A 16,452-nucleotide genomic window follows, 5' to 3' on the forward strand; every position below is an offset into this window, starting at 1 on the left:
CTGAATTATTGTTGTTTTTTTACTAACGAATACGATGCTGTTCTCCCTGTTCATAAGAATGAATTTCGGTTTACAAATTCCATAAATCTTCTCAAAGGAGTCCGACCAATATGGACGAAACTACAGCAATCAAGAAAGATGTTGTTCTAACCCCGTTTGACTATACCTTGTCTATTATTGGCGGGAAGTGGAAAATGAAAATTATGTACCAACTCGCATTCCACGGAATCACTAGGTACGGAGAGCTCAAGCGTCGTGTCTCAGGCATTACATACAAAGTGTTAACCGCTCAATTGAGTAATCTTGAAAGTGACGGTGTTATTCAAAGGGTAGAATATGACCAATCTCCGCCAAAGGTAGAGTACTCCTTAACGAGTAGAGGCCAGAGCTTGATGCCCATCCTTGAGGAAATCTGCAAATGGGGTGTGCACAACGTCGAAGAATCACAGGGTAATAAGGGAGATAAGCCTCACACCTTTACAGTCAGGGACTACCTGTAGTCCTTTTTTTCTGTACGTCTGTTCTTCTTTACAGATATTGCTCCAGACTACTCTCCAGCATACTTCGCACCATTTGCTTCAATTCTACTGGAGCCACGACCTTCACTTCTGGTCCATAGGTCAGAAGCCCACGCGCTGTATATGGCAGCTCATCCACGGGAACCGCACCCTTCCATACCTTATCCTGTACAGACTTAAATACGACATCCGAGGCAGCTTGCCTTGCCCCCGCATCCGTAAAATGTAGCACGACCTCAATACTTTCCCGTTCATCCTTCGCACGCAGCCAATCATGCAGGTTCGGGGTAGATTCATCCGTTTCATCCATAATCTCAAGATTACTCATGCGATCTACACGGTACAGCAACACTCTCTCCTTATTCCGTGCAGGCATATACCAGTACCCGCGATCATAATAAATGCCGATTGGAAAGACCTTTACTGTTTTCTGTCCATTACGGGAAGAATATTGGAAGGTAACACCTCTCTTCTCCACCGCTGCGTCCAGCATTGTAGTTGTCATAGGCTGAGTGTGCGTCGATGAATGTGGCTGAAGAAAAGTAATATGTTCTCTCATTCGCATCACGAGATCCTGTACATCCTGCGGCAGACTTGAAAAGTACTGCTCTGCCAGATGTTCTCGCACCGATCCATAAGGGAAATCCGGTACTTTCTCTAAATATTCAAGCATCAGAAACAAACCTAACGCCTCGCTCTGATGAAGCTGGAGGGTGGCAACAAACGATTCGGTAAAACCTGGTACCCTCCGTGTACACCTACCTCCGTATATAGAGGGAAGCCCATTGACTGCAACGCATCCAGGTCACGTTGGATCGTACGAATAGATACCTGGAACCGCTCAGCCAGCTCGCGAGCCGTAAATTTACGCCTAGAATCCATTAATCTCATGATGGCAAGTTTCCGATGATTCATAATTCCCCACCTTTAATTACGTCAACTTTTGTCATAGTTAGAGTGTATCATAATGTTAAGAAGAAGGGAGCGATGCATATGTCAAATACTAAGGTTATCTTGTATGTTGCAATGAGTATGGATGGATATATCGCAAGACCAGATGGTTCTGTAGATTGGCTGATGGATGTGGAGGGAGATGGAGGTGACAATGGGTACGCAGCATTTTATCAAGAGATCGGTTCCGTTGTCATGGGACGTGATACTTATGAAGTGGTGCTCACACTAGCTAAAGATTTTATGTATGCCGATCGTCCAACATATGTCATGTCCCGTTCGAAGCAGCCGCCAGCTCCACACGTTGAATTCACAGATGAGCCGGTGGAACAGTTAATCGCCCGACTTAAGGCTTCTACAACAGGTCATATATGGATTGTTGGCGGTGGGAAGCTGGTTCAATCCGTGCTAGAGCAGCATCTACTGGATGAGATTGAAGTGGCGATTATTCCGAAAATTCTAGGAGAAGGCATTCCGTTATTCCCCAAAGGCACGGTGCCGAGTCTGTGGAAGACCATCGAGACCAAGACGCTCGGGCAGATCATTGCGATCCGCTATGAGGCAGAACATGCACAGGCTTAATGCATGCTTAGGCGTTTAAAATTATGGAATGACTACGCCAATTTACTAACGATCACGATCTACTGCGGATACAAAATTCTAAATCAATGCAATGCAAAACAAGCCCACTGCGTAGTTCGCGGGCTTGTTTTGCATTCGTTTCGTGTCATTTGTGAGAGAACTCTGGCCTCGTGTCTAACGCTTTTCCTTTGCCATAATTCGTTCTGTATTCTAGGAATGGTGCAGTATGCCTTTCAGATGCTCCGTTAAGGTTTCGGCTGCCCGTTTATGGGATAACATCCCTGGATGAGTTCTAGCCCCTACCGTCTCACTCGTTGTATTCGGCAATTGAATGACCGACACATTTCGGTCGCCCGTTTCCTTCATATAGATATCTACCGCGCGATATATAGCAGGCATCATCGGAAATCCAAGCATGCCATACGCCCAGACAATGTGTGCCTTGGTGTTATTTTTCCGCAACTGAATCAAGAATTGGTATGCTGCTTGCTCGAACTTAGCTACATCCTCCTCATGGTACGTCCCATCGGCATTCAATCGTTGTTTATACGTGACCCCCGTGTTGGGATCTTTCCACTCTGGTGTCTGGAAGGCACCGCCATCATTACTGCCTAAATTCACGACCACCACATCCGGCTGCCATGCGATGAAGTCATGCGGGTTATGTGCTCCCAGCGCTTCATTCATCTCCCCCGTTAATAGACCGCACACTTGATCATAATACTGTGGAATGTTGGCGCCCGGATTGTTGTCCCAGCTCGTCATCACGCCCCAGCCGCTCTGAGAGATGACGCGATAATCTGCGTGAAGAGCCTCCGCCGTCATCGCCGTATAATTTTGAGTCGCGCTGAACCACATCGGAATCCAATCTTCCTCGGCTTGAGCCCCAATAGCACCTTCACCTGATGTAATGCTATCTCCGATGAATTCTACCTTATAAGGTCTATCCTCTACCAACTGGAATGCACCGTCCGATTTCAACGCATGAATCTGTAGTGAGAATCCCGGATCCCCACTCATGGCTTGGGTGTCTTTTACGATTCGCACATTTTTGGTAACGCTTTCGTTCATTCCTCTGAAAATACATACCCAGTACCTTCCGTGCACCAACATCTGGCGGCTTACAACTACGTCGTTAATTAGAACGCTGATCCATGGTTCACATACATCATATTTGGAATCAACCTCTATCCATAACTCTGTCCCTGTCACGTTCAGCTCCACTGCACTACCTGTCCAAAACAATGTCAGCGGCGACCTGCTCTCCGTCGTTCTCCCATGAACCTTCAACTGAGCAACATCGGGTAATGCATAGTACTTTAACTTATTGTTTTCCATCATCACACAATCCCTCTCTTGGATTTTGTTTTGCGCCAATATGCTCATCATACCAAAAATACCCAGACAACTATACCAAGTTTGTTACTACTACAGCTACATGAGCCAACACAAAAAAACGACCGACCCGCTATTTAGCAGGTTCAGCCGCCACTTAATTTCTCCACCGTCTCCATGTAGAACACATGCAGGAACTTCTTAATATTGACCTTGCCTTTATCACCAGGCTGATCCTCTTCCATCGCCCGCATCTTCATCCGAACATCCTGAAAGTCAAAGTAGAGCGGTGCATAATGCTCAAACTTGTGATTGCTATAATCGGTCAGACCGATCGAAGCCATATTCGTTAATGCTGCATTGACGGTTCGCCGGATGCGCTGTTCCATAGCCTTGCTTTCTTTCTCCACCTCTTTGGCTGTCGGCTTATAGGTCTGTGCAACAGCTTCGTACATTTCCTTGAGCGAAGGCCACTCCTCAGCCTGCTTCTGTTCGATGACATATTCCATCAATGCGATAACATCTTTGCTGCCACTCTCACCCAGAATACCTAGGTCCATCAGAATGGCTCTCGATACATCACGAACAGTGCGTCCTTTCGCGATAGGGGAGTCTCCACAATGTTGAATTTGGTAAGGGACTGCTGAATCTCAAGCACATAACGCTCGTACTTCCACTGCTCATTCACCCTTTTGAGCACATGCTCCACTTCCACACGATTAATGGGCTTATGAATGAAGAACTCAATCCCTTGCTGGTAAGCCGCACCTACCATTTCCTTATTATCTACCTGTGAGATCATAATGAACTTGCCCGCGAATCCCAGTGTTTTGAGCCTTGCAACGGTCTCAATGCCATCCTGATCAGGCATCAGTAGATCGATAAGCACGACATCGGGTCTCAGATTCATAATCATCTGCTCCCCCTCAATGCCTCCCTCTGCCGTACCTACAAGCTCACCTGCTCCACATTCATCTATAATATCCTGTAACATACTTCTACTTACGCTATCATCATCTACGATCAGGATAGAAAGTGTCATCGACCCCGGCCTCCTTTACCAAACTCACTTTGGGAATGCACACGACAAATCTAGAGCCGGTACCACCTTGCGGCACGCCTACCGTAATCGTACCTTCCAAGGATTGAACAATATCACGCACATGAGATAGACCGATGCCTGTTGCAGCAATCCCTACCTCATTGTATTTGGTCGTATACCCTGGTTCAAAAATAATCTGTCGCTTCGATTCCGGGATTCCTTTGCCTGAGTCCGTAACCTCAAAAACCACATCCATCTCCTGGTCGTACACATGAATCTGAATGGTTCCTTGCGTCTCAATCGCCTCTACTGCATTTGCAACCAGATTGTTCATCACGGTGAGTAGAGGAATACAATATGGAGACTCACAATCGAATTGCTGATGCTTCTCAAGCGTAATCTGTTTATTCAACATCTCCGCATATTTCCGATTGCCCTTGGCAGCGAAGTGCAGCATTTCGGATAATTGAAGATGAACTGCCTTTTCACTATCATACACCTTGAGCAGACCTGCCAGAATACGCTGAGAATCCTTCTTCACCTCATGGATCTGCTGTGCGATGCCCAGTGTCCGTTGACTATATTCATTCATCTCATGTTCTCTCAGATCCCGATACAGCTCATAACTATCCGCCGTAATACCTTCGATGGTATTCATCGACTTCTTCAGATAAAAGACTTCACCATATAACCCTGAGTTCACACTCATCATCTGTTCCATCCGCTTCTCCTGTTCAGCATGAAGAAGCCGCATCTGCCTTACCGCGAAGCTGTTATATAACCCAATAACGAAGTAGCTTCGCAGAGCTCCAACAATCAACAGATACAACCATTCTTTCAGATAGAAAATGTTCGTGCCATTAAATATGCCGCGCAGCAGAAGCTCCGTCAGATTGGAGGAGAAGTCTATAATCGTAATCATTCCACCAAGAACCAGTGGCTGGAATTCATGAAATCGATGTTTAATCCTACTCAAGCCATAAGCGAATACGACGTAGTACATACCTGCACCTATATTGTCGCGCATACTTTCTAAGATCGGCATCGTACTGACATGGCTCAGCAGATCCACAGATTGAAAGATCAGATTAGCGATACCTGTCAGAATTCCTGTCTTCACATAAGATAAGTGGGGCATAATCATCAGCAAAAATAGAAGAATGCTGACACCCAGACCGATGCGAAAATAGTCTTCCCGAAAAGGATTAATCTTGAACTGTGCGCCAATAGCTGTAGCCAAGGCGATAGCCGTCATCTGCACGTTTTCATTTTTGACCCAGTTACGCATCGATCTCTCCACCTACTATTACAACGATTAGCGCTTATCGTTACACTCCGCGCTTCTGATGTTAAATATACTAACATATGGAGCCTTGATTAGAAATAATTAAAATACGGCAATTAAAACAGATCCGTTACTCTTACCATCACGAATATCATCTCACCTTAGATAAAAAAACACCCAAATAGATCCCTACACCAAAAGTATAGGAGGGATCTATCTAGGCGATAAACCGTCTCGTGAAAGGGACTAATTCAATTCATGGTACATTGGTCACGTGTTCGATTGATCCTCATATGGGATGACGAACGAAACAGATGTACCTTCTCCTAGTTTGCTACGAATGCTCAATCCCTTATTATAGAGTTGCATTAGTCTGCGATTGGTATTAATTATTCCGATGCCTCGCTTATCTTGCATTGAATCGTTCAGTAACTGTGTAACCGTCTGGGGCTCCATACCAATACCGTTGTCGCGAACCTCAATCAGTACCTCTTTACGCTGCTCCTGCAGGGTAATATTTAAGGTAAGTGTTCCACCTGCAACTCTGCTAAGCAGTCCATGTCGGACTGCATTCTCTACCAAAGGTTGGATGGAAAGCGGAGGTAACATTACCTTTAGATCGAGGTCTATGTTCCATATAACGGACAACCGTTCTCCAAAACGTTCTTGTTCAATATATAAATACGATTTAACCAGTTCCAACTCATGATGAAGTTCGACCTTTTCTCCGGTATTAAGATAATTAAAACTGATCTGGAGAAAAGAAGTTAAGGCCGCCCCAAACTCAAACATTTTATCAATGTCAACCATACTTAGAACAATAAGTGAATTCAATGAGTTGAACAAAAAGTGGGGGTGAATCTGTGCCTGAAGATAGGCTGCTTCAATTCTCAATCGCTCATTAATGGACTGCTTCAAATCAGTTAATACTTTAATTCGATACTTCAACTCTAAGGCATCGACTGGCTTAGTCACATAATCGTTGGCGCCAGATAAGAAGCCAGTATAAATATCCGAGGGTTGGCTGCGAGCCGTCAATAATAAAATGGGTAACTCTGAAACAGAATAGCGCTCACGTACCTTTTGAGTCAGTTCGTATCCCGACATCTGTGGCATCATTACATCTGAAACTAACAGATCCCATTGGCGCGTACCTAATAACTCTAGCGCTTCACGACCAGAATTCGTTGTAGTTACTGTGTAGGATTCAGAGGATAAGATACTGACCAGCACCTTCAGGTTAATAGGATCGTCATCGACGACCAAAATATGAACTGGGCTCTCCTTTAATAATGGGCTGATGCCAGCAGTACCGCTGGTCTCCCACACACTTTTATTTAATTCCCCCAACAAATTCGTTTCCAGATGATGCTTGGATGCGAGAGATAACTCTTCATCGGGAGGCAGTTCTAGTTCCTGCCCACCATCTTGCTGATTATTCAGGGGTGCCTCTGGTAATTTCACATTAGCACCCATGTCCGCAAGTTGAAGACTGAATGTAAATGTGGAGCCTATTGAAGGTTCCGAGAGAACATCCAAGCTACCACCATGCAACTCAACAAGTTTTTGGCAAATACTCAAGCCAAGCCCAATACCTTGCTCATTGATTACACCTGCCGCTCCTTGCTCATATTGAATGAATATTCGAGAAAGTGTCTCCTTGTCCATACCAATTCCCGTGTCCGAAACATGAATGAAAACTTTTCTCTCGCGTACTTCGGCAGATAGTGTTACCGTACCCCCGTCTGTAAATTTAATCGCATTGTGAACTAAATTATAAATTATTTGCACCAGTCGCTTTTCGTCTGCCATAACCATAGGTAACGAGTCTGGAATATTGTTATGCAAGGTAATCGCTTTGCTCTCAATCATGAATTTCATCATCGCCACAACTCCAGGCACAACAGACTGAAGTTTTAGCGGCTCGGTTTGCAATGTAATTTGATGTTCCTTAAGTTGAACAACATCCAGCAAGTCTCCAATAAGATGTGACATGCGGCGACTAATTGTTATGAGGAGATTCATATCTTGCACACTGTCAGCAGACAACCGATCTTTTTCTTTTGATACAATATGATGAGCGATGTTCATGATGCCATTCAGAGGCGTTCTTAGCTCATGAGAAGTATTAGCTAGGAACTGATCCTTGAGTTGATCTGCTTTCAATAGTTCTTCATTTAATTTTACGTTTAAACTCACATTGCGGAAATATTTCTGAAACCAGTATGTCGAAAATCCGGTAAGAGCCATGATAAGATCAAAAGGATAATAAACCGTTGTTATGTCATAGGATGTCTCAGCAAAACTCCACAATAAGTTCGTAACGATACACGCCGCTGAAATTAAGAGAAAAATGATATCACGATCATTCTTTTGTTTACTCACCATCTTAATAGCGATTGTGATAAACCATAGAAAGGCAGCATAATATAGACCATCGAACACAAAATATTCAATGATTTCATATACATATGAAACTGGCACTGCAAGTATTGTAACTATGGCTATAAGTAACATTGCGATGTATATTCGTGTCCATAGACCTGAAGCGCTTCTACTAAGGAAACTCTGAAATAGTAAAATGATTAGGATACTTTGTGATAATAAAGCGACAAGCTGAATTTTTAACAGCCATGTGTAGTTAATCGGTAGCCAGAGTGCGATAATATTGTCTCGGTTGCATAAAATGGCTACACTGACGGAGATGACCAGAAACATAGCATATAATAATGCCCGCTCGCGTGAATTAATCAAATATAAAATTCCTGCATAAGCCCCGTGAAGCATCAATACTAAGAAAATAAAGATTTGAAAACCGATGGAATACCAACGCGAGTAATCCAACGCATTCTGGGATCCGAAATAGGCAGGAAGCAGAATCCCTCCATCGTAAGGACTGTCAAAGTTAGCAATACGCAGTACAAGGTCAATCTTTGTAATATTTCTAGCAGTATAGGAGGGGCTAGAGGATATTTTATAGGGTTCATACTCTTCAGCGGACTTGGCGACTTTGCCCTGCCCACCTAACTTCTCTCCATTGACCTCTACCTCAAATGAAGCCTGGAGCTCTTTGAACCAAAAAGCTACAGGCTGATCTATTGGATTAATTAATATTTGAAGGTGATAGGTACCATATCCATAGGAATTCTGTGAAGAGTCCCCCCACGCTGTACTCCAATCTGCAGGGACTTGCAGGGGTGTCATATTATAACTTCCGGATTCTATCTCAGATAGAGTAAGAAGCTGATCTGGGTAAAAACTCCACTCTCCGCTCAGCGAGGTAAGAGGCTCATTATCCAAGTTGATGTCTCGTAGATCCAATACACCATTAATAGGGGTATAGTTATGTAAAACAGGGAACATCTGATACGACCAGTACCAACGCATACCAAATAACAAAGCGAATGTGGTCAAAATAATTATGGTGTTTTTTACTATGTTCTGCTTATAAAGCTTTGCGTTTTGCATGATGAGAGTGACTCGACAAAAGGATCGATCCCTTTCTAACAGAATTTTAGAATTTTAACTTCTGCTGATACACCTACCTACGGATAGGGCTGATTGATCTTGCAAACACATGAAATCAAAATTCAATTATATAGGATCGACCTATACACAATATATACATGAAGTTCATTTCATCCCTCTAGAATGATGCACTCATTCATTCTGCAAGACTGTCTGATTCGATCAACTGAGTTATTTTAAACCCATGCTCCAGTCCTGGTACCATTTGCTGATATTCTCTCTAACAGGTATCTCCAGATCTTGCTCCATTCTAGTCTTTAAGAGTCGATACTGCTCCTCCACACCTAGTTCGTTGTCCATCTCAGCATATAACTTCATAAGGGTAAAATAACTTTCTTCTTCATCCGGTAACATCCGCTGGATACGCTGCGTATGTTCAATTAACTTCTCAACCAGACCCTGCTGTTGATAAAACAAGCTAAGTTGTTTCATATGGTACAGCCACAAGTAACGAAGGCTTTCCCGTTCTGGTTCAGCCCACATGTATTCGTAATTGCCGAGGTAAGTGCCTGTGTACATATGTAGCACCTTCTCATAGGCATCAACTGTACCTAAGTCGACACCTTTCCATGTTCTGATCTCACGTTCCCACTGCTCGCTATCCAACTGGGCTCCTCCCAGTTCAAGTTTATAGCCAGCCTCTAGGCTTCCGCTCTGAATTGTAATCATGTCCATACCGTAGGATTTCAACGTTTGGCGGACATGATACATGGCGGTGTATAGCTGATGTACCGTTTTATCCTCTTCCAGTTCGGGCCACAGCATCTCAAGCAACACACTGCGATGAACCATCTGGTTTCGATGATGCAACAAATAAGCAAACAACTCCTGCGCTTTGCTTGTACGCCATTTGGCAATCTGGATTTCCTGGTTAGGCAGCTTAAACCGAATTTGATTAAAACAATAAATAAACGGTACTTTTGTATCCTCTGGCGAACCCTTCTGTTTCATGCTCAGTTTATCCTGTACACGAATTACCGTCTGCTTCAATCGTTTTATGGAGATAGGCTTCATTACGTAGTCCAGCGCCTGTAACTCAAATGCATGTACTGCATATTGGTCGTGGCTGGTTACGAATATAATTTCAATATCAGGTGTTGCCTCCTGAATCTGTCTTCCCAGAGCCATACCATCCAGCTCTGGCATGTGGACATCCAAAAATACAACATCAGGGTGATGCAACGTAATACCTGCCATAGCATCAGTCGGATTCATATACGTAGCAACGATTTCAATATCACTTACTTCTTTCTCCAGCAATTTTTTGAGACCGATTAACGCTAGCTGTTCATCATCAACCAATATCACCTTCACAGGAGCTTCCTCCTTGACTCCGAAGTCTTGAAACACATTAGAATAACACAGAATTTTACAGTTCTCTTTTTCATATTCAATCTACTATTTCATTTTTTAACGATTACAATTGTTACTATTCACTATAGGTCAGGGTCTATAAATCTGCAACAATATTGATCAAATGATAAGCTATCCAGCCTGATGAAGCCACGCCAAACAAGCTGTCCTCGGTATGCCTACCAACAACAGCTTCACGTTTATATGATATAAATGAAGGTAGCACCTCTTCCTCCCTTATATGATTCCGCGGATCTCATCCAACGAATTTACCTTTTCCCGCTGCATCCACTCTTCAAGACCCTCTACCAATTCCGCTCCTGCTCGCAACTGAACGAAATTATAGGTTCCAATCTGAATGGCTGCCGCACCGGCCATCGTGAACTCAATAATATCCTCGACCGAACTGATGCCGCCAATGCCAATCACCGGGATGGATACCGCCTGTGCCACTTGATGTACCATTCGTAAAGCAATCGGCTTGATCGCAGGCCCAGAGAGACCTGCATACGTATTCTCAAACACACTACGCCGACGACGGATATCAATTTTCATCGCTGAAAAGGTGTTAATTAGAGATACGCCATCTGCACCTTCCTTCTCACACATGACCGCCATCTCTGTAATATTCTCTGCATTGGGAGACAGCTTAACGACTAGCGGGAGAGTTGTTACGTTACGCACCTGTCGCACCACGTCCCGCGCCATTTCCGTCTGAACGCCGAATTGCATGCCTCCCTGCTTCACATTGGGACAAGAGATGTTCAGCTCCAGCATATCGACTCCCCTGCGATTCATAGTACGCCGTTTCTGTGCATTCTCCGTAATCAGGGCAACAGCCTGCACATATTCCTCCAGATTGGCCCCGCCTATATTCGCAATTACTGCCGTATCCCAACGAGTCATCTCATCCAGTTCTTCCTTCAGAAAGGCAACGACCCCCGGATTCTCCAGACCTACACTATTAAGTAAGCCCGACGCCGTTTCATTGATTCTCACACCCTGATTACCATCCTTGGGATGTAAGGTTAAGCCCTTGCCAACGATGCCACCCAATAAGGTAGGCGCTACATATTCCTTATATTCACGTCCAAATCCATACGTGCCCGAAGCCATAATGATCGGATTTTTCATAGACACACCTGCAATATTACATGCCATGGAGATCATCGAACTCCACCTCCTCAACGGGAAATACAGGCCCTTCCTTACAGACCCTACGATTACCTGTGCGGGTGCGAATCGTACAACCCAAACATGCACCAATACCACAAGCCATATGCCGTTCCGTAGAAATGTATAAACGAGAAGACGTCCCTACTGTTTGCAGCGCAAGAGCCTGAAGCATGGGAGTCGGGCCACAGGAGAACATATACTTGTAATGCGCTGGATTAACCAGCTCCACAATACTCCCGCCTATCTTCACTTGCACAGAAGCAGCCACAGCCTGAAATGCCTCAACACCGAAGGATTGCTCCGCAAATCCCAGATATACATGAGCATGAGGGTAACGCTTGGCAGCCAGTAGTAATGGAGCTGTGCCCATACCACCTCCAATGAGAGACAAGCTCCCCTCGACCTGTGGGAAACCATTCCCAAACGGACCCTCCAGTAGGATCTCCTGACCAGGCAATAGCTTGGATAACTGCTGTGTTCCTTCCCCAACGACGCGGTACAAGAAAGAAATGTCATGTTCCCCAATGTCATAAATGCTAATGGGTCTAGGTAGCAATGGGTAGCTCATTCCACTACGTAGCATGTAGAACTGTCCCATCTTCCCGTTGTAGTCCCCCTGTACTTTCATCACATAGATTTGTGGAGTAAGTGCTTCATTCGAAATGATCATAGCCATAGCCAATATAACCCCTCCATTAACCACTCACTATATCGCAAAAGGGTCGAAAAGTACGTGACAGGTTTCACATTGCGAACTATAGATTTAGGCTTAAAGTAGGTCATTTTAAACAATGAACTCGTCTATTCCTCCCATCGTTTGTGTGGCATGACATGTTTAATTTAGACTCATACTAATCGTATCCATTTCCTTCACCACAGATTACTCTGGATCACTGGGAATGGAGGGGCTATTGTTCAGTATTTTTATTTTGCAAAATTTAATTGTATACTATTGTTAAAGCCATAAACTTAATTAGAGAATTAGAGGAGATGAAATCCGCATGTCGGATGCAAATCAATCGTTTGGACAAGCTTTGGTACAATCACTCGTTGGAGAACGTGGGCATCTACCCATTGCTCGCGCTCTACCCGACATCAGCGTGGAGCTCGCCGGGCGTGTCCATGAACATATGCCGTACACGATCTATCAGCTCGTTAAACATATGCACTACTGGCAACAATTCATGTTGGCACATATCGAGGGTCGGAAGCCACAGCTTCCTGCCCATGTGATGGAGAGCTGGCCTGAAGAGACCGGCCCGCAGGATGAAGCAACGTGGACAGCAGATATTCAGGCTTTTCTAGCGGGTATTGACCAGGCGGTAACGATTGCGAAGACGGCTCAACTGGATGGCACATTGCCGTATTTCCCAGGTGAAACGATCGCTGGACTACTGCGCAACATTGCATCTCACAACTCCTATCATCTAGGAGAGATTGTACTGTTACGTCGTTTCTACGGTGCATGGCCGCCACCTGGAGGCGGTTACCCGGCATAAGTCCGCCAAGCCGAGCGTAGATAAGACAACAATAAGCCGTAGAGGGAGCACTCGCTCCTGCTACGGCTTGTTTAAGCTCTTTATTCCGTACTTCACTGTACCCATGAATCTATAGGTGCTTGCCCCGATCCTCTTTTACACCATGCTACTTAATTCCTTTTTCAGACGAACCTTGTCCCAACAATACGGAAATGTAGTCTTGCGCTACCATCCGATCTTCCCTCAGGTTATCTCTACACCTCTCGATGCACAAGCCCCTGAACAAATGTCTCGAAGTTTGGCGCAAGCGTCGTCACCTTATACTGGTTGTCCTTGTCCACATGAACGACCTCGGGCTCTGCGTCATTTCCAGCTGAACGATAATCCAGCATGACCACTCCGGACTTAGAGGCACACTCACTAAGCACCACTCCAAATTCCGGATAACCGCCCTGCTCAATCAAAGCCCAGCTTCCCGCCGAACCGCACAATGAACTTGGTTTCTCACGACCAATTCCCAAGATCCCCTTCAACTCGATGTACTCTTCCACACCTGAATCTGTTGCACCGATAGGGAAATACCGATTGTTCGGTATACCTCCGTTGTGGTTCTTCATCATCTCAACATAGGACTCCGGTAGTCTGAATACCAGTTCTTCTTCAACGGAAGCGATAAGCCCTTCACTTGGCGGATTAGATACATATTGCTCCAAAGCCTGCTTGCTATCATTCCAGAAGTGGGTCGGATCGAAGTTTTCATTAAGCCGAACTGTTGGAACTGTAGGCGCAGAAGTCGTAATCTCTTCTACAGACTCCGACTCAAGTTCAGACTCATGATCAGATTCAGAATCTTCTTCAGCTTCTGTCTCCTCATCGGATTCATCGCTGTCATTGTTTCGAATCCACTCCAGAAATTCCAGGGTATCCTCATCCCCAGGTTCCAGTTCATCCGATCTCTCAAAAGCTTCCTCTGCACGATCATATTGCTCTAGATAGTAGTAGGCTAGACCAATCCGGTAATGCCACAGTGCATCGTCTTTGCCCTCTTCGGCAACCGTAAGGAATTGTTCAACTGCCTCTTCATAACGCTCCAGATTATTCAGCGCTCTCCCCAAATGGTTAACCAGTTCGTAATTTCTTTCTTCCGCAGGAATTGCTTGAACTGCATCTACGATGCTCTGAAATTCATCCTCTTCATGCCACTCTTCCAATTGAACCAACAGATCGTCTCTCATGGTTATCCTCCCCGTTCATTCACGTTAAACAACTTGTTGAAAATTATACCACTTTCCAGATGCTCGTCTCCAGTTAGGCCGGAACTCATAAGCCAGTTTCGTAATCCTCGATTAGATGCGACCAATACCCTTCAACATTGTTCATCGCAATTGGATCAAGTTCTTCATATATTTTACGTAACTCATCAGCATAGATATATGTAGTATATTTGCCTTCCTGCCTCATTTGCATCGCTACTTCGTTCCTCACGAGATAAAATAAGAAGAATGACTTCATATCTTGGTTCAGCTTATATACATGAGGCTCGTGGAAGGAAGAGCTTGCGTACAGTGCACTACTACCTTCTTTAAGGTATAGCCCATACTGACTAAAACTATAATGACCTATTTGGATAAAAGACTCACCACCAAGAGTACATTTCTGAAAATGGACTATTTTATAAAACACAAAAATGTCTAGTTGTGCAGGTATACCAACCTCAATCATAAAATCGGCATTATGACGACTCACACCTAAACTCAATAATTGGTTGTAATCATATTCTTGTAGCTGTGTGTCATAGTAATCTCGGATCTGTCGAATGTCGAAATCCATATTGAACATCCTATGACCCCCATTTTAAATTCTCGTCTGCATTATCTGATCTACCTTCACTCTTGATGGATCGACAATAATATCTAATAGAGGAAGATCGCTAAAACCGATGAACTGGAGGTGGACTAGATTCATGTATTCTTCTGGATCATGATCCATTTCCTTTAATTCTCTTTTTTCAATCTCAAGCAGTTCTGATTCACGAAGTACATTAACGGTATTGATCTCTCTGCCTAATGAATTATACTCGTATAACCTGGTGTAGTGAGCAATCATTATGCTCATTCTGGTCAGATCCCATCGTTGAATTACTATTTCTAGTTGTTCTTGCGATATATGTAATGATGAGATGTATGCTTCATCTAGTTGAAGATTCAGGGCTTCCATTTAATCCCCCCATTTCTGATCTTGGTACATGAACCTGTGACATTGAATTATTCCGACTCCGACTTCTTAATAGTTGATAACTTCCCCTCAGTTGAACCCTTGTCCCGCGTGTAAGTAACCGTGTAGTGTTGATTGATTTTAAATAAGAAGCCTTACCTGTTTCACTAGAATCTCATCCTTCCTTGAATATGCTCCACATCGCGCTATAGCTCACTTCACGCTCATGGATATTCCATATTTCTCAAATAACCAGGAGGTGCTCATCTCTTGAGCTGCACTTGGGCTAATCCGTACCGGAGGCTTCTGCTCCTGTAATGCATCTGATGATACCCCGCGTATACCTTGAACCGAAGTGGCTTGGTCATTTTTTTGATTGATTGTGAAGCCTCTTCAAATAACGCATATGTTAACGGCAGATGCTCCCGAATATCTTCATAAATATAATAGTTTCCCCGTTCGTCCTGAAGATTAACTTGGAAACCCTTTGGCAATGAGAGCAAGATATAAGGGAATTCATCCTCTGCCCACTGTTCTTGAACTGGGAAGCTATGTCCTTCATTTTTCATAAAAAATCCAGAGATTCGTTGATCCAGATTACACGCAACAGAATACACCCAATGAGGGTGGTAGTTCGGCTTCTCTTGTGCTGTGAAATACTGATAATATGTTTCATAAGCTTCGCACACTTGATCTAGATCATGCGTGGTCGCAGCATAGTTCGAAAGAGTAAACCGACATTCCTTTTGTTGAAAGAGTTCCAATGTGCTTCTCATTTCTTCTGGTGTCACTAGAAACTTAAGTTTATAGAAACCACTATTCTTCATCGATTCAGGTGCCTCCTGTGTAGAACGTGTCTCAACATCTGCGTCTTTTGTAGTTTTCAGACACGACCTAGATTGGTTTTGCGCGATCAACGTCAGTCAGCCAACATATAAACGAATCTCACACCCATTCTACACATGGAACACCTTCTCCTGCTAATGTACA

18 protein-coding genes are annotated in these 16,452 nt (G+C 44.2%); 3 read left to right on the top strand and 15 right to left on the bottom strand.

Annotation, left to right across the window (positions count from 1 at the left end; genetic code table 11):
- Window positions 1-110 precede the first annotated feature (110 nt).
- Complete coding sequence (locus tag DMB88_RS29430) at window positions 111-500, top strand: winged helix-turn-helix transcriptional regulator (RefSeq protein WP_128104144.1); 390 nt, start codon at window positions 111-113, stop codon at window positions 498-500.
- A gap of 28 nt (window positions 501-528) precedes the next feature.
- Here the strand turns inward: DMB88_RS29430 and DMB88_RS29435 are convergent, their stop codons facing one another.
- Together DMB88_RS29435 and DMB88_RS32260 are read right to left on the bottom strand one after the other, a co-directional pair.
- Window positions 529-1,191 carry a helix-turn-helix transcriptional regulator gene (locus DMB88_RS29435; protein WP_368028231.1) on the bottom strand — a complete coding sequence of 221 codons (663 nt, stop codon included), beginning with the start codon at window positions 1,189-1,191 and terminating at the stop codon, window positions 529-531.
- 11 nt (window positions 1,192-1,202) lie between these two features.
- Entirely contained in the window at window positions 1,203-1,433 is a 231-nt protein-coding gene (locus tag DMB88_RS32260) for a helix-turn-helix transcriptional regulator (RefSeq protein ID WP_368028232.1), read from the bottom strand.
- A 72-nt stretch (window positions 1,434-1,505) separates the two neighbouring features.
- Here DMB88_RS32260 and DMB88_RS29440 point away from each other — a divergent pair, with 72 nt between their 5' ends.
- Complete coding sequence (locus DMB88_RS29440) at window positions 1,506-2,051, top strand: dihydrofolate reductase family protein (RefSeq protein ID WP_128104145.1); 546 nt, start codon at window positions 1,506-1,508, stop codon at window positions 2,049-2,051.
- A 210-nt stretch (window positions 2,052-2,261) separates the two neighbouring features.
- On the opposite strand, the gene DMB88_RS29445 is transcribed toward DMB88_RS29440, so the two are convergent.
- From DMB88_RS29445 to DMB88_RS29475, 9 genes are all read right to left on the bottom strand, one after another.
- A complete protein-coding gene (locus tag DMB88_RS29445) occupies window positions 2,262-3,392 on the bottom strand; it encodes an SGNH/GDSL hydrolase family protein (protein WP_128104146.1) in 1,131 nt (376 codons plus the stop codon).
- A gap of 140 nt (window positions 3,393-3,532) precedes the next feature.
- Window positions 3,533-3,946: a DNA-binding domain-containing protein gene (locus DMB88_RS31660; RefSeq protein WP_254438391.1), complete on the bottom strand. Its 414-nt coding sequence runs from the start codon at window positions 3,944-3,946 to the stop codon at window positions 3,533-3,535.
- Entirely contained in the window at window positions 3,946-4,428 is a 483-nt protein-coding gene (locus tag DMB88_RS31665; protein ID WP_254438392.1) for a response regulator, read from the bottom strand. Before DMB88_RS31665 ends, DMB88_RS31660 begins: the two co-directional genes overlap by 1 nt.
- Window positions 4,400-5,716: a sensor histidine kinase gene (locus tag DMB88_RS29455; protein ID WP_128104147.1), complete on the bottom strand. Its 1,317-nt coding sequence runs from the start codon at window positions 5,714-5,716 to the stop codon at window positions 4,400-4,402. Before DMB88_RS29455 ends, DMB88_RS31665 begins: the two co-directional genes overlap by 29 nt.
- 267 nt (window positions 5,717-5,983) lie before the next feature.
- Window positions 5,984-9,013, bottom strand: coding sequence for a hybrid sensor histidine kinase/response regulator (locus tag DMB88_RS29460; RefSeq protein ID WP_368028233.1), 3,030 nt, complete (start codon window positions 9,011-9,013; stop codon window positions 5,984-5,986).
- A 399-nt stretch (window positions 9,014-9,412) separates the two neighbouring features.
- Window positions 9,413-10,555 (bottom strand): response regulator, encoded by a 1,143-nt coding sequence (locus DMB88_RS29465; RefSeq protein ID WP_128104149.1) that lies wholly within the window; start codon window positions 10,553-10,555, stop codon window positions 9,413-9,415.
- Between the two features lie 136 nt (window positions 10,556-10,691).
- On the bottom strand, window positions 10,692-10,820 hold the full coding sequence (locus tag DMB88_RS31835; protein ID WP_302476279.1) for a hypothetical protein: 129 nt from the start codon (window positions 10,818-10,820) through the stop codon (window positions 10,692-10,694).
- An 11-nt stretch (window positions 10,821-10,831) separates the two neighbouring features.
- On the bottom strand, window positions 10,832-11,764 hold the full coding sequence (locus tag DMB88_RS29470) for a dihydroorotate dehydrogenase (RefSeq protein WP_128104150.1): 933 nt from the start codon (window positions 11,762-11,764) through the stop codon (window positions 10,832-10,834).
- A complete protein-coding gene (locus DMB88_RS29475; protein WP_128104670.1) occupies window positions 11,745-12,446 on the bottom strand; it encodes a dihydroorotate dehydrogenase electron transfer subunit in 702 nt (233 codons plus the stop codon). The genes DMB88_RS29470 and DMB88_RS29475 overlap by 20 nt, the downstream gene beginning before the upstream one ends.
- Window positions 12,447-12,771: 325 nt before the next feature.
- On the opposite strand from DMB88_RS29475, the gene DMB88_RS29480 reads away from it, so the two are divergent.
- Window positions 12,772-13,269, top strand: coding sequence for a DinB family protein (locus tag DMB88_RS29480; protein ID WP_128104151.1), 498 nt, complete (start codon window positions 12,772-12,774; stop codon window positions 13,267-13,269).
- A 233-nt stretch (window positions 13,270-13,502) separates the two neighbouring features.
- Here the strand turns inward: DMB88_RS29480 and DMB88_RS29485 are convergent, their stop codons facing one another.
- The 4 genes from DMB88_RS29485 to DMB88_RS29500 form a co-directional block, all read right to left on the bottom strand.
- Window positions 13,503-14,483: an SMI1/KNR4 family protein gene (locus DMB88_RS29485; protein WP_128104152.1), complete on the bottom strand. Its 981-nt coding sequence runs from the start codon at window positions 14,481-14,483 to the stop codon at window positions 13,503-13,505.
- A gap of 85 nt (window positions 14,484-14,568) precedes the next feature.
- On the bottom strand, window positions 14,569-15,087 hold the full coding sequence (locus tag DMB88_RS29490; RefSeq protein WP_254438393.1) for an SUKH-4 family immunity protein: 519 nt from the start codon (window positions 15,085-15,087) through the stop codon (window positions 14,569-14,571).
- Between the two features lie 15 nt (window positions 15,088-15,102).
- A complete protein-coding gene (locus tag DMB88_RS29495) occupies window positions 15,103-15,363 on the bottom strand; it encodes a hypothetical protein (RefSeq protein ID WP_128104153.1) in 261 nt (86 codons plus the stop codon).
- Between the two features lie 362 nt (window positions 15,364-15,725).
- Complete coding sequence (locus DMB88_RS29500) at window positions 15,726-16,289, bottom strand: hypothetical protein (RefSeq protein ID WP_254438394.1); 564 nt, start codon at window positions 16,287-16,289, stop codon at window positions 15,726-15,728.
- Window positions 16,290-16,452: the final 163 nt, after the last annotated feature.

Origin of the sequence: Paenibacillus sp. DCT19, assembly GCF_003268635.1 — a bacterium.
In the GTDB taxonomy this organism is placed as follows: domain Bacteria; phylum Bacillota; class Bacilli; order Paenibacillales; family Paenibacillaceae; genus Paenibacillus.